This is a genomic window from Xanthomarina arctica, from assembly GCF_014638915.1.
In the GTDB taxonomy this organism is placed as follows: Bacteria; Bacteroidota; Bacteroidia; order Flavobacteriales; family Flavobacteriaceae; genus Xanthomarina; species Xanthomarina arctica.
The window spans coordinates 255,883-271,254 of sequence record NZ_BMFQ01000003.1 but is presented as its reverse complement, the minus strand read 5'-3'; the positions used below and the strand labels follow the sequence as shown (position 1 = coordinate 271,254).

Here is a 15,372-nt window from a genome sequence, read left to right as displayed (position 1 = left end):
ATGTATCCAATTATGGGTTATTCATCAGAACCAGAAAGCGAGTCAAATTGTGCTTTCATAGTTGGGTTTCCATGGGTTAATTTCTTAATAGTTAAATCGTCTGCCTTGTTATTTGCTAAGCGTAAATTGTTTTCCGAAGACAACAGTGCATCCTTCGTTTTTTGAAGATGGCTAATGGTTTTGTCTATTTCATCAATAGCGGTTTTAAACTTCCTACTCGCTAAATCATAGTTATAAGCAAACCCTTTTCTAAAGGCATCTATTTTTTCTTCAAAATTGGTAATGTCCACATTCTGATTTCTAATTAAGTTAAGTTCTGCTTTGTATTGCATGGAATTCATAGCGGCATTACGAAGCAAAGTGATTATAGGAATAAAAAATTGAGGCCTCACCACATACATCTTTTTGAACTTATAAGACACATCAACAATGCCTGTATTATAAAGTTCGTTGTCCGTTTCCAGTAAGGAAACAAGCACGGCATATTCACATTTTTTTTCTATTCGGTCTTTATCCAGTTTGGCAAAAAAGTCTTCATTTTTCTTTTTGGTAGCGGTTTCATCGTTCTCATTTTTCATTTCGAACATTATGGAAATAATTTCATTCCCAGCCTCGTCCGTTTCTCTATAAATAAAATCCCCTTTATTACCTCCTCTGGCATCATTATCTTTTTCAAAATATGCGTTTTGGAAAGCTGTAGCTCGAAGCTTGTTGAATTCGGACTCACAATGTTGTTCCAAGGTTTCCCCAATCATTTTGGTAGAAAGTTTCTGCTTAAAATCTTTTAAACGGGCAATCTCATCATCTTTCATCTTGATGGTTTCGTCCTTTACTAGTAACTTATCGTTAAACTTTTCATTAATCGATTTTTCTAATAACTGCTTTTCAGTTTCATTCACTCTTAAGTTACTTGCTAAGGTATCACGCTCTTTTTCGATGCTCTTAATAGCTTCAGATACTTTTAATCTCTGTTCGATATCCGCGTTTTGAATTTTCGATTTCATTTCAGAAATTTCAGCTTCTTTCTTGGCTAATTGCTCGGCAAGAGAACGTTCATTTTGTGCTTTTAGATCACTTATTTCCCTGTCCTTTTTTACAAGATGTCCTTGTAATAAATTTTTAAGATTGGCCTCAGCAAGTTTTACAGCATTTATTTTGTCGTTTTCAGCAAGTTCTAGGCGATTCTTCAATTCTTCTTCAAATTGATGATCTCTCACTTGCTTTAAAATGTCTGCAAATCCAGCTTCATCAACTTTAAAGGCTTTCTTACAATTCGGACAAATAATTTCGTTCATATTCTAGTTGTTTTAAATGGTTCACCAAAAGTGAAAATGTATCAGAGTTTAGCAAAAATACTAATATAAAAGCTTTAAATTAAAATACCTCAATGTGCTAAGAAGTATTTTAATTAATACTATTTTATCAGTGAAATTAAGCAAGTTCTAAGTTGTTATTTTACGGTTAGCCGTAAGAGGAAAAAAGAATTTTATAAACGTGCTCCTGTTCAAACCAAAATAAGCGAAATATTTATTCTATGTGATAGGTTTAATTTTTTTTTTAAGAACAGTGTTTTTAGACCTGTTAATCTACAATAGGCTGTTTTTTAGAGACATTTTATGGTATTATAATTTGAATAGTTTGTTTATATTCGCCTCATGCAATTTTTCTATAACCACCCTTACTTAACTGCATTTCTAGCCGTTATGATACTAAATATAATTATTAAAAAAATAACCAAATCGAAGGCGTCTCCTGTCGGGTTCATCCTGTTAGCAATGGCCTCTTTTATTGGGCAAGCCTGTAGTCCATTTTCCGGAGCAGTCAACAAAGAAATTTCAAATAATTACTACTATGGTAAATCGGGAAAAGAGATTCGATATAGTCCCATGGGCAATTGGTTCGAATTAGGAAATCAAACTTTAGATGCAGATGTGAAATCTTTTATGCCTTTGTCTAGCGATTTTGCTAAAGACAAGGACCATATTTTCTTTTGTCAATATATTATTGATGACGAAGTCGATATCCATTCCTTTAGAACTTCAAATAGATTAGGGTTTGATAAAGACCATGTATATATCCCTATTGAAAATATGGCTTATTCGATTCAAAGCACCTTAAAAACCGATAAAAAATTGTTTGTTCTTGAAGGTGCAGATCCTGAAACCTACAAAGAATCTGAAGATTGGGAGTGGGGAACCGATGCTGAAAACTGGTTTTATGGCTATAAAATGATAGACGTCCACTATGAGACTTTCACGCCCATCAACGATTATTTCTGCAAAGACAACCATAGGGTTTATAAAAGAAGTTCTTTTGACATCATACCCTGTGAGATAGATCCTCTAACATTCAAAATGCTCAATGAAAGATACGTGGCAGACGCACATTTTATCTACGATTACTTGAGGACGAACGATGGAGGAGATCCAAGCCAACTCAAAAAATTCAGTTATGAGTCTTTAGATAATATAGCCTTTTTACATAAGGACTATCTTCTATTTGACAATAGCGTGATTTACGAAGGCGTATTGATGGAAGATGCCAACAGAACGCATTTCATGGTCTTAGAAAGCGCTACTAAAGCCTATGCAAAAGATGACCAAAACGTTTACTATGATGGTAAGAAAATTGCCGGTGTGGATTTAGCAACCTTTGCGCTTTATGACTACGACCAATATGCTCGGGACAAAAACCACGTCTATCACTGGGGCGTTAAAATGGAAGGTGTCGATTTGGAAACTTTTGGAGCTATAGAGAAAGATAGCTGGGTTTATAAAGATAAAAACCACACGTATGCCGGTGCCGAAATTAGCGAAAATTAGCATCTAAAAAGGCGTTTTAAAAATTGAATTATAAGTAAACCGCTGGTTAAATTGGTACTTTTTATGAGTAATTAATACCATCAAAACAGGAATTAATAATAGAGAAATATATCACATAAGACATATTACAATATGAATAATATCATTAAAAAAGAGCTTTTGTCAAGAATGACATTAGCGAGAAAAGCCTTTACCAAAGTGCCAAAAAAGTTAGAACCTCTTTTGGAATACTACGATCAACAACCGCTGGATAATGTTGTTAATTATATGATTAACACCCTACAAGAATCGTTTAGATGGAATAATGACACCGTTGTTATTCAAGCTGCAGGTTTTGAGTGGTATTATGATGGTGATGAGGCACCCTATGCGCTAGGTTATGGTTACAGCAGTTTCAAGAAATTGCCTAATCTTAAAGGTTTTAAATCAGATAAAACAGCTCGGGTTAGAGATGATTTTGATGGTGGTTTACAGTTTGGTAAAAATGAGTTTAGTGATTGTGGCGGATTTAATGTGGCTGATGCTTGTTTTCCACTCTTTACCTATATTGACTGTGAAGGTGGTGAACACGCGCTAATAGATGATTTTATCAACCTTTTTACAGCACGTATGTTCTACGCCATGCACCTTGCCATGTCGGCTGTTGTACAGAGTGATGCGTTTAATAAACTGAAAATTGAAAAACCTTTTTACTTTTTTGCAAACAATCATGACTGGAGTCCTTGCTTACTTTTTGAATTGAACGATGAAACCTCTGAACCAGAAAATTTTGGAAACGACGCCAGTTTAGTAGTTCCCGAGCTTGATAAGTTTCTTAAGAAATTAGAAAAAACAAAAATTAAGAGACTTCTACAAGAAGATTATGTAGATAGTCTTCAAGATGGTCCAATAGAAAATTACGAAAAGGCACTCTTAGAATTACCAATGCTCAAGTCTGAAGGTCATTCCTTAAAATTAACATTAGATGAGATATCTTCATTTGGTTATAGGCTTATCCGTGACAGAGCCTACCAAGAAGTTTCATTTGAGGTGTTAACATTCTATTGTAATCTGCTAATAACAGATCCCAAGAGTGGTGTACACGACTATAGGGATGCTATAATTGCACTTTATCTCAATGATTCAAAAAAAGCACATGCCTTTATTGAGCAATTAACAGCAGATAACGAAACACTCAAAAACCAACTTATTGATGATTTCAGAAATATCATTAGATGGATGACCGAGTCTGAACCTGAAACCCGCTATCCAAACTCGAATCTTTTTTTATATGAATCTGAAGAAACCCAGTTGGCTATGGACAAATTAGCAAACTGTCTAGAAGAACTTAAGCAAAAGAAAGTAGATGCAGCCCTTAAAAGAAAGCTAGATAAACTCTTTAAAACAATCAATAACTCTGATGATGATTTGCTAGCCTATAATGAATTTATGGAAAAACTAGCTAAGAATCAGGGTCAAGATCCAAATTGGGCAGGACAAATTTCAGCCTATACAGGACAGCGAATGGCTGATTGTATAGTTAAAAAAGAACATGACCCAGCGTTAAAAACTTTTGATCACTTCTGTGTTAAACTATTGCCATATTTAAATTCATCTAGTAACAACTATGTTGCAGCAAGTATGGGTATCGTATTAAGTGTTCATACGAAGGATTACGCCATTGGTGAAAAAGTGCTAGAGGAGGTGTTAGTAAAGGATTTTAACATGGATAATTGTAGATACTCCCCTTTACTTTACAATTTAGCTTGCTATTTTGCTGCTAAGGGTGATAGAGACAATCTAATCATGGCAGCAAAACGTGCCTCTATGTTTGGGAAAAAAGCAAAACAGTTTATTGCTGATTCAGACTTTGCTCCTTACCTTAACGATGAAGAATTTATGAGTGTTTTAAATCATGAATAAAAATGGTTATAGAAAAAATGAGTCTTTATTAATCTTAGGTTTATTAAGAAGAAATAAAGACTCCATTTATTTTTACAGGAATAGATTTATAAAATAACTGTTCATGTTTTTGAAAACTTGAATTTATACCCTCTTCATAAACGAACTTTCACTAGTATCATATCCTACAAATAACCTTTCACCATATTTTTCGCGGAGTATTTTTCTTTTCTCAATTGAAAATATATTAGGAAAAACTCTAATTTGTTTTAGGTTAGGCATAGACAATAATTCATCTGGCAAATCTTCAATAATGTTATCCCCTAATTCTATAGATTTTAAGGACGTGAGTTTAAATATTTCTTTAGGAACAGAACTAAATGCATTTTTTGAAAGCACTAACGTTTCAAGATTTTTTAGGTTTTTAAACGATTCAGGAAGACTTTTTAGTTGATTGTTATATAAATTTAGCCAAGTAAGGTTCTCAGGTAGTTTAGGTAACTCTACTATAGTATTGCTATTCAGGTTAAGAAATTCAAGGGTTTTCATTACCTCCATGCCTTTAGGTATTGTTATCAATTTATTGTATTCTAAATGTAATTGCTTCAATTTAGATAAAGAGCAAAGCGTGTTAGGTAATTCTGTAAGCAGATTGTTTGATATATCTAAGTTGGTTAAATTTAAAAGCTTATCTAACCAAACATTAATCGTTTTTAGTTTGTTAGCCTTTAAGTTTAAAGTCATTAATTTTGGTAATAGAAAAATCGTTATCGGAAGGTTTTTTAAATACCCGTGGCTAAGATCTAATTCTTCTACCTGTTGGAAAGATCCAATGGAATCAGGCACAAAACCAAGTCTTGTTTGATTGCTACTAATGTGTTTTGTGTCATAAGAATAGGCTTGTCCAAATAAGACGCCATGACCATCAGAAGCAGTTACAGGTGGTGTATTGATAGGAAAGTATAAATCGTATGATTCAGGCTCTTCAGCATTATGAATAAGTGAGAATTCGCTATCTTCACAAGTAGCACTTAGTAATATATATTGTTCCGTTTTATTAAGTTTTTTAAAAGCTGAACTTTCAAAGGAATTAATAAATGCATAAGCTATTATTCCTGAAAACAGGTTGCTAAAGAGTTCTAATTCATCACCTAATTCGGTCGACCAATCTTCTATACCTAAAAATATAGGATTGATTATATCACTTAAATCAATATCAAAGTCCAACCAATCTTCACTTTTCCATTCCTGGTATTCATTAGTAGGTGCAAAATAAATAGTGGCACCTAAATTATAGTAGCTGTCCCAACTAATAGCTATGGTACCAATGTTGAAATTAAAGTTTGATTGAATGTATAGGTCTAAAACCTTTCTTTCTGTTTTTTTTAAATCTGATTGCCAATCCCATATATTAAGTCTTTCCACTATTTCAGGATGCTCTATAATCCACATATTGCTACTTTCTGCTAAAGCAGAAATCATATTTTGAAAATAATTATCGAGCTCTCTTGTTTCGTGTTTCATTCTAATATTTTTTTAATAAATAGTTTAATCCTCATCCAACGGATAATCAAATATTGATTTAGGTTGTGATTTTATTGATTCTTCATCATCCTTCCAAGGGTTATCGTCCCAACTCACCCAACCAAAATCATCATCATTTGCTCCATACTCTGTTGCCAACTTTAAGTTTTCAATATGTTTTTCTCTGTTTGGGTAGGTGATGTAAAACCTTGAGAGAGACGTGTAAGTCTTGAAACTTGGCATTATTTTACTGATAAATGGAAGCACCCTATCTGCAAATGCTTTGTTTTCCCAACGCGCAGCCATTTGTATGGCATAATTAATAAGATGCGTACCAAAGCATATAGGAAATGGCCTGTTACTTACATAATATTCAAAAGCATCAAAGCTCTTTTCTGCTTCCATGCGCTCCTCGGGTGTGCTAAAGTTTGAAGCACCATATCTAAGATCAATTCCTAACTCCTGTGTAATAGCTTCATCTAATAAGGAGCTCATAAATGAGAAATCCTTTGTGTTTAAGATAATCTCTGGTTTTTGTGATCTTTTAGCATCTTCAAAGGTTTTGAGAAACGCCAATTGTTGTGGGTCAGTGGTCTTTTTTCTAGCGCTTGAAATAAAGGCTTCGTTACCGTCTTCAATAATGCCTGCTAGCTTATATAGGTAAACCCATTCATAACCTTTATTAACCTCTATAGACTTTGATAACTCCTCAATTCGTTCTTTAATGCCTTCCGCATCACCCCACGCTTCGCTGTATTCTTTATGTTCATCAATAGCACCTAAAACAGCTTTTAATGTGTGGCACGTTATGGCTGCCGAGTCTGACTCTGGTAATTGCAATGACTCAACAACTTCATCTATTTCTGATTGTCGTAAAGGAACACATTTATCTATCCAGCCATAAGCTCTGGATGAAAATACACCTATAACAGCTTGTGCATTTCCATCTAATATGACTTAAACTAATTCTCTATGTGCTCGCATTTGTTGGTTTTTATTAGATTTTAAATAGCCTTAAATCTTTATGCTTTTTTATAGATAAGGACAGGATCTTCATCATGTGCGCGTCCGAATATTAGAATAGGTTTTGATGCATTAAATTGATTAAACTTACCTGCTTTTTCGAGTTTATCAAAAATAGCATGCAGTTGTATAAAAGCGTGATATTTGTAATAATCACATATCTCCGTTGATTGATCAGGGAACTCTTCCAAAAAGTCGTCAATTTCATCAAAAAAGTATTCACTGCCCAATGCCCCTTCCTTCAAACGATCTACAGGGTTTTCTAGGTTATAAACTTCTTCTTCACTTTTTGAACACGTCTTATAACCATAGAACATCGCTGCGCCATCAAAAGGATCTGTAACCGTTCCCGGATATTCTAAAACAATGCACTGGGGTACTTCAATAGCTGTCCAATTTGAAAGGTTTTCCTCCATCTCTTTGTAAAGATTTTTTAAAAGTGCTTTTGAAGTGATGCGATCAATTTCGGCAAGAGATTTATACAGTTCTTGGTTTGTAGCAGTAATTTCGATACTCAGTTTACTTTGTAGTGCCTTCAAGTTCTTGAACTCAGGATTGATGATCTCTTGGCCATTTTTTTTATCAATCAAACCGTATTTGGCATTTTTTTTAATGATATCTCTCAACATAATTACAGTTATTATTCTACTAACCCCTTTGTTTTGTTCCAGATGGATGTTCCAGTCTCTTTTAGCTGTTCTGCACTAGAGTATTTCTCTAAGTTTTGTAGAAATTCTGTTGTGTTGTTAATGGATTTAAACATCTCTTCAGTATAAGGCACGTTTTGTTCTTTCATTACTTGTTCCCAATCCACTTTAGATAAAACTGAGAACATGTACTTTACCGCAATTTCGCTTAAAAAATATTTGTCATAAACCCCATTTAATACTTCCCCAGGTTTTCTGTTATTCACATAAACTATAGATTCATCTATCCGCTCTTTGTCGTCTTTAGAAAGTAGTTTACTCGTTTTTAGCTTTTGTAAAGAAACTATAGCTTTTTCATTTTCTTCATTTTTTAAATATAAGAAGGTTTCTACAGACCAAATTATTTCATTGTCTAAACCAATTTCTTTGCTGTCTTTTAAAAAAATCTCAAAATCTTTTAACGCACGCTCTTCATCAATCTGTCTTTCCATCATCAATCTGTCAAAACCTCTGAAAAGATGATTTAAAGAATGAAATGCGATGTGCGTTTTTTTATTGTCAAGATTTCCCCACTGAAACATAGATCTGGTATATGCTAAATCGATATTCTTATTTTCATTCAACCAATTTATATTCCTTGTTAATTCATCTTCTGATAAATAGTAAAGGCCTTTTTCAAAAAACAAAAACCCTCTGAAGAATTGTAACAACGTTTTAATTTCAGAATCAGGAAGTAATTCGGGATTGGTTTTTACACATTCATAAAGAGATACTTCTTTACCTAAATCTTTACTTAATATTACAATAGCACTTAATACGGCATGCTCTATATTTTGAATATATGCTTTCTCCTTTCCTGTAGCGTACTCTTTTTGTTTACTAATAGAATCTCCGTAAGTAACATTAAAAGCGTCTGTTAATGTTGGGAAGATATCTTCGTCTGTTTTCATTATAAAACCTTCCATGTTTTTATAATCACGATAGATAGAGATGTAATCGAGAATTGTTAAGCTCTCTGGATTCTCAACATCATATTTTGCTACTTGATTAAAAATCCTATCCATGTCTGATTTAAAGGACATGAACTCAGGTGAAATGCTATCTTTTTCGGCAGATGCTCTAATTAGAATTTTAGCAAATTTGTAGGAAGTGACTTTGTAAGAATCAAGCTTTTCTTTCAATGCAGTTTTGTCATTTTCTAATAGTTCTAAGTCCGTTTTTTCTTGATCAGAACAGCTGATAGATAAGATTATTAATAGTGATAGAATGATGTTTTTCATAGGGTCGTTAATTACAAGGACTGAGTAGGCTGCCTTCGATATTATTTGATTCTGGCTTTGGAAATTTTAGTTGAGGATTTTCTAGTCTAAAAGCCCTTCTACGTATGCATCTGAACTAATATTCATGAATAATACGCCAATGATCACTTGACCCAATGTGTTTGCTTCTACAGCTTCCATATTCATTTGACCTTTTCGAACTATGGAAAAATCATTGTCGCCTACAGGACTATTAGTATCCCATGATACTTTATGGCCATGAGTACCAATGGAAGCAAATGTTAATAGGTTATCCTTTGCTTTAACCTCTTTCAAGTCAAATTTTAGAGCCTCAGGATAGTCATCGAAGTAGATAAATATCTCCGTGGTGATTTTTGACACCTGACTTGCACTATCAGGGATTTTCTCGTTTATCTCTTTTGGATTATCTAGAGTCTCTTTCGAAAATGATACGTTAAGAAGCTGATCATCCATATCATCAGATTCAAAAGCAAAAATGAATTCGTTCTCTTTTTCGGTGATTTCAACTAGGCGCTTGGCAATGATGTCTACCGCATCGAGTAATTTGCCTTCAACAGCCCACCCTCTAAAAATTTGTTTCCAATGGTCTAATTGCTCATCGGTAAAATTTCTTATGACGAAATCTTTACTTTCCAACTGAGCTACATAAGGGATCTCGTGGTATAACGTAGAGATGTTTCCCTTAATATCAAGACGTTCCATTTTGGTCAAACCATATATTGGAGAAAAGTCACTGATCTGATTTTTCGAAAGGTCTAGAATTCTTAATTCTGTAAGGTTAGATAAAGACTCAATAGAAGTGATTTTAGACTCAGCTACAGTTATAGATTCTAAATTTTTACACTTAGCCAAAACGTCAATATTATTAACATGACTATTATAAATCGAAAGATAGACTAAGTCGCTATACCCATTGAGAAAGTCAAGATTCTCAATATTAACACCCGCAAAGAATATTTCTTCCAATTGAGTCGTTTGTTCTAACGGCGTCGTGTCGAGTACAGGGCAGCGAGTAATTGTCAAGCTTTTTAGCTTCGGAAAATTGCTGATCACAGAGATGTCTAAAGTGAAATCATCGTGATAAGGCTTATGATGACTTTTAGATTGTGCATATATCTTAATCTCTTCTATATCGACACAATCTTTTAAGAAGTCAATATTTGGCTCAAAAAACTCATCTAGAGAGACATGAGTTACATCTAAAGTTAAAGAAAGCAAATCTTCTTCAAGTCTCGAACCTCTACCCGAGAACATTACTGGTTGTTTATCCATTTTTAATTTGATTGTTTTATTATTCTCGTTCTATCGAATTTTATTCTGAAATATTCTCCATTTTGGTGACGGTCTTCCACCTAACTGAGGTTTTATATATAAATCTCATCAGTCGTGAAATGACCATCTGTCCCTACGATCTCTTTGATGAAAAGAGGTGCATCGTTGACACGAATTACATAGGTGCCAAACGCACGGATTTCTAACATTCCGAATCGTTGATCACTCAAAGTAATAGGGCTCTTAGTTCCCCATTTTTGAGCAGTAATATTTCTAGTGCTGATGAAGTAAAACTCCGCTTTGAACGGACTGTTGAAACCGTGTTTCCATCCTTGTAAAGTAGAGAGGATAGGTAGGTTTGCCGTTGCTAGCTCGTGCATCCCTGGTGCAAACACGTCTGCAATCTGTCCTTCGTTGATGAAAACAGCTATTTGCCCTTCTCGAACAGTCAGCTTAGCGCCATTCTTAATTTCGTTTTGGTATCGATCAAATCGATAGACCATAGTGTCGTTCGAATCATCCAACCATTCGATGATGTCAACGAATTCGCCACGTATTTTATCAAATAATCCCATATCTATTATCTTCTATTTAAGAAACTCAGGTTTGTTGTCATTATAATTTTAGTGAATGCTCCTCACTATATATTGTCTGTCAGATACTTATCAGAATGACCAAAATATACAATCAATTCTGCCTGCAAATTTAACCAATCTTATAGATAAGCACAGGATCTTCATCATGCGCTCTTCCGAAAATCAGCGTTGGTTTGTCCACCTTGAACTTACCTGCCTTTTCAAGTTTATCAAAAATAGCATGCAGTTGTATAAAAGCGTGATATTTGTAATAATCACATATCTCCGTTGATTGATCAGGGAACTCTTCCAAAAAGTCGTCAATTTCATCAAAAAAGTATTCACTGCCCAATGCCCCTTCCTTCAAACGATCTACAGGGTTTTCTAGGTTATACACTTCTTCTTCACTTTTTGAACACGTTTCATAACCATAGAACATCGCTGATCCATCAAAAGGATCTGTAACCGTTCCCGGATATTCTAAAACAATGCACTGGGGTACTTCAATAGCTGCCCAATTTTCAAGGTTCTCCTCCATCTCTTTGTAAAGATTGTTTAAAAGTGCTTTTGAAGTGATGCGATCAATTTCGGCAAGAGATTTATACAGTTCTTGGTTTGTAGCAGCAATTTCTGTACTCAGTTTACTTTGTAGTGCCTTCAAGTTCTTGAACTCAGGATTGCTAAAGTCTGTGGGATATGCATCGCCACTTACTGCTGTTTCAACAGTAACTATTCCTAGTTTTTCTTTCAACAATGCATCAATAGCGGGGTTATCTGCAATACCTAATACTGGCAATATTTTATTAACGCGTTCTAAGTCATAAATGGAGAGTAGATACGCAACAATCTTCTTATTTTCACTTCTTACTCCATAATGAAAAGCTGTTTCACCATCTGTGTTTGTGGCATACAGGTCTATATCATATTTAAAAAAAGCTTTGAATAGTTGTTTTTCCCCCCAAAATATAGAGTCCATTAGATAGGTTGATTGATCCTTTTCATTTAATTCTAGAGGGTCATATCCTAATTTAACAAGCAAGTGGATCATTTTTGCAGATTTAGCTCGTGATAGCATACCTCTCTCGGTCTCTGAAATGGTTTTTCCTTTTTCAAAAAGTAGTATTACTAATTCCTTAAAATCGTGTACAACAGCAGAACTGAACGACTCAGAATTATTAACGTCTGCCCCTTTCGAAATTAGATATTTAGCAGTTTCTATACCTGGAATAGGTCCTGGTATCGCTTTTTTACTATTTTTCTCATGGTTACATCGGTAAGCTTCACAACAGTATCTTAGGGCAGGTGGATTGTTTATATCTGCTCCTTTTTCGACTAGAAGCTTAACAATATCAATATGATCTTTTTCTAGCGCATTTTCAAGTGCTTCCTCATAACCTTTAACAGCACCCTGATCTAGATAGAAGTTGACTCCTTCAATATCGCCATCATATGCGGCTTCTTTAATGAGATAGCCATATTGAAATTTTCTATTTACATCCACACCCCATTTAAATAGGAGTGTTATCATTTGTCTTCGGGTTGTATCGTCTGATATGTTTTGTGCCAGTACGATGACGGGCTTAGATGTCCAGTCTCCTGGATTATAAAAGTTGACATCAGCGCCATTGGATAAAAGCGAGAGAACCAGTTCCTCATCAAATTCTCGTTTATACTTTAGTTTTTCTACGTAACTGATTAATTCTTTGGTGTTTTTTAATGCTTCAATTGATAGGTTTTCAGATTTTAAATAATCCGTTGTTGGAACCATATTTATACAATGAAGTTTTTTTCCTGATAGAAATGTTTTTAGTTCATCACTTATAATAATGAGTTCTGGATTTTCCGCTAAACGAAATATATGCAAGTCTTTTGTTTTCGAAGCATCTATTTCAAATTGTTCAGGCCCTGCTATGGGTGGGTGCTCTATATCATACCCTTTTACGCATGAAATAAGCGAAAGTATATTAATCGCATAATGTTTAAAGTCTTTTACCTCACCATCAGCTTTTACATAATCAACACTTTGATATTGTATATTAACGATTCCAAATTCCTTCAAATGACCAACGAAACCAGTATAAAAAAAGGGTGCTTTTCCAAGAGGGATATCACCCCATGCATCTCCATCAACATGTTCTTTAGTTATTTTAAGATTTTCACCTTCTGGAATATTTACTTTTTCACCTGAAAGCCAGTCGCTTAATTTGAGGTTTTCAGGGGTTTTTACTATAGATAATAAGTTTTTTACGCTATTGTTGGCATATAATACCCAATACTTATTCGTGTTCTCCATTTTCTTTTAAGTTGGTTAGTAAGATTTGAGACCCACGAAGAAAAGATAAATTTTATTAAATGCCATAATGAAGCTCCTTTTTTTGGCAAAAATTAGAGCAATAAAAATCTGTGATTTTTGGTAGACTATTGTTGATGACTCTGTTCCAGTCAACTACAAAAAAAAGGAACGTGTAAGTGATATTTACGTATGTTTGCGTTTATAAATAGTACGGATTTAAAGCACTTTTGAATGCATAGCATATTCTTAATTTTAAGAAATAATAAAATGATTTATTACATAATAGGCGGGGTAATAGTATTGATGCTAACTGCTTTTCAGGTGTTTAAAAAATCTGATTTAAAGGATTTAGAAACCTATAAATACTTGTTTCGAAACGATATTTATAGTCATTCAAATAAAACCAATCAAACGGAAGCACCAGCATACCAACTCGCAGCTGTTATGCGCGGAAATGCGTATAGGCCTTCCTATCTCTACTTACCAGAGCGTGAGCAATATTTGGTTTGTAGTCGTTTAGAGCCTTTTGGTTTTAGACGCTACGATGCTTATGCGCCCCCACATCCTGTGGAAGTGAAAAGCCACGTGTTATTGGATAAAAAGGGGCAAGAGCTGCAACGTTTCGATACGCATTTTAATTATTCGGTCTATTCGGGGAAGTTCTTTACACCAGAATTTTATATCAATTGGCTAGAATCTGGAGACACTACTAAAATACCCTATACAGGCATATACAATCAAGACCTAAAAATGAACAGGATAGCATTTGCCGATGCGTTTCGCGAACTATATGCCAAAGCAGATTATATAGAATATGTTAATTTGCGTACTAAGTTTGATGATAGTATTGGTGCTGGTGTCGTTTTTAAAATTAAAAAAGACTGGCATATTTTGCAAGATGCGGTTGGGCGCTCTAACATCTACGGGAAATTAAAAGAAGATGAAAAAACAGGGGTAGATAGTTATACCTATTCATTGATTTTTGATCATTATGATGCGGATAATAAAAGAGATAATCCATATCCGCAATCGCCACCTTTAGTTAAAAGCATGTATTTAGAAACCAACGACCCTAATGCGTATGTGTTTCGTAAAGGCGCCAATCACGATGGTTTAAAAATGGCAAGTTATCAAAAATTATCGGCTACAGGCTGGCAAGGGATTGCAGAAATTAAAGGTATTCCCATATTTGTACCTGGTACAGGAGAAGGTATTGCTTATATGGATTATCAAATAGGAAAGCAAACCATTCATTTTAAAATTCCAGATGTAACGAAGTATGATTACCGTTCGGTATATAACCTAGGGGTACGTGTTTTTAAAGTACCTTCGGAATTGCACATTGATAATGCTTTAGTTTTTATTGAATCGTTACAGAATTTTGGACATTACCAACGTATGGGTGGTGGTGTTTATGTGGTGCGGCCTTGTGCAACATCAGAATGTAACAAGTCCAGTCTGCCCGAAGGTATTGATGAAGCACGTTTTGAGAGTCTTCCTTTATCATTGCAGGTTGACTTGATGGATATTGAAGGCACCACCCAATTAGAAGTTTTGGGTTGGTATCCTGAAATAACACGTTTTACTAACCTAACATATCTTAAAATCACAGGTAGATTAAATATTTTTCCTGAAGCGCTTTTAGAGCTTAAAAAACTCGAAGTACTTGATCTTGATGGAAATGACTTGCAAGCGTTACCACCAGAAATAAAGGAATTAAAACACCTGAAAGTCCTGATTGTGTCTTCTAATGATTTAAGAAAATTTCCTCTTGAAGTTTTAGAAATGAAAGGATTAACGCACCTCAATATAAGATATAGTGGAATTACTGAAATCCCCGAAGGCCTAAACGCTTTAACCAATTTACGTGTTCTTGGAGTGTCATCAACTGAAATTAGCTTACCAGAGCTCATGATAGATATGAAAGATTTAAGAATTGAAGGCCCTACAGAATTAAAAGAAACACTACCAAAACGCTTTCATTTTTTATTAAAAAGCGAGTTTGAATAAATGTCATAAGTAAAATGAAATCAA

General features: G+C 34.4%; 10 protein-coding genes and 1 pseudogene. 3 read left to right on the top strand and 8 right to left on the bottom strand.

All coding sequences use genetic code 11. The features are described from left to right. Positions 1 to 17: 17 nt before the first annotated feature. Positions 18 to 1,295 (bottom strand): DUF2130 domain-containing protein, encoded by a 1,278-nt coding sequence (locus IEV77_RS12460; protein WP_188465330.1) that lies wholly within the window; start codon positions 1,293 to 1,295, stop codon positions 18 to 20. 408 nt (positions 1,296 to 1,703) lie between these two features. Between IEV77_RS12460 and IEV77_RS12455 the strand changes: the two genes are divergently transcribed. Together IEV77_RS12455 and IEV77_RS12450 are read left to right on the top strand one after the other, a co-directional pair. After that, a complete protein-coding gene (locus tag IEV77_RS12455) occupies positions 1,704 to 2,822 on the top strand; it encodes a DKNYY domain-containing protein (RefSeq protein WP_188465328.1) in 1,119 nt (372 codons plus the stop codon). Positions 2,823 to 2,954: 132 nt separating this feature from the next. Continuing rightward, complete coding sequence (locus IEV77_RS12450; RefSeq protein ID WP_188465326.1) at positions 2,955 to 4,724, top strand: TPR end-of-group domain-containing protein; 1,770 nt, start codon at positions 2,955 to 2,957, stop codon at positions 4,722 to 4,724. Positions 4,725 to 4,847: 123 nt separating this feature from the next. Here the strand turns inward: IEV77_RS12450 and IEV77_RS12445 are convergent, their stop codons facing one another. From IEV77_RS12445 to IEV77_RS12415, 7 genes and pseudogenes are all read right to left on the bottom strand, one after another. Then, positions 4,848 to 6,227, bottom strand: a complete 1,380-nt coding sequence (locus IEV77_RS12445) for a leucine-rich repeat domain-containing protein (RefSeq protein WP_188465323.1) — start codon at positions 6,225 to 6,227, stop codon at positions 4,848 to 4,850. A gap of 24 nt (positions 6,228 to 6,251) precedes the next feature. After that, positions 6,252 to 7,067, bottom strand: coding sequence for a hypothetical protein (locus IEV77_RS12440; protein WP_188465321.1), 816 nt, complete (start codon positions 7,065 to 7,067; stop codon positions 6,252 to 6,254). A gap of 182 nt (positions 7,068 to 7,249) precedes the next feature. After that, entirely contained in the window at positions 7,250 to 7,879 is a 630-nt protein-coding gene (locus IEV77_RS12435) for a hypothetical protein (RefSeq protein ID WP_188465319.1), read from the bottom strand. A gap of 11 nt (positions 7,880 to 7,890) precedes the next feature. Beyond that, complete coding sequence (locus tag IEV77_RS12430) at positions 7,891 to 9,177, bottom strand: short-chain dehydrogenase (protein WP_188465317.1); 1,287 nt, start codon at positions 9,175 to 9,177, stop codon at positions 7,891 to 7,893. Between the two features lie 81 nt (positions 9,178 to 9,258). Continuing rightward, on the bottom strand, positions 9,259 to 10,470 hold the full coding sequence (locus IEV77_RS12425) for a leucine-rich repeat domain-containing protein (RefSeq protein WP_188465315.1): 1,212 nt from the start codon (positions 10,468 to 10,470) through the stop codon (positions 9,259 to 9,261). Between the two features lie 101 nt (positions 10,471 to 10,571). Further along, positions 10,572 to 11,045, bottom strand: a pseudogene (locus IEV77_RS12420) (SPFH domain-containing protein); the annotation flags it as partial. A 130-nt stretch (positions 11,046 to 11,175) separates the two neighbouring features. Further along, positions 11,176 to 13,338 carry an ankyrin repeat domain-containing protein gene (locus IEV77_RS12415; RefSeq protein ID WP_188465311.1) on the bottom strand — a complete coding sequence of 721 codons (2,163 nt, stop codon included), beginning with the start codon at positions 13,336 to 13,338 and terminating at the stop codon, positions 11,176 to 11,178. A 267-nt stretch (positions 13,339 to 13,605) separates the two neighbouring features. Between IEV77_RS12415 and IEV77_RS12410 the strand changes: the two genes are divergently transcribed. After that, the gene (locus IEV77_RS12410) at positions 13,606 to 15,348 is read left to right on the top strand and encodes a leucine-rich repeat domain-containing protein (RefSeq protein WP_188465309.1); all 1,743 of its coding nucleotides are present in this window, start codon (positions 13,606 to 13,608) and stop codon (positions 15,346 to 15,348) included. Positions 15,349 to 15,372: the final 24 nt, after the last annotated feature.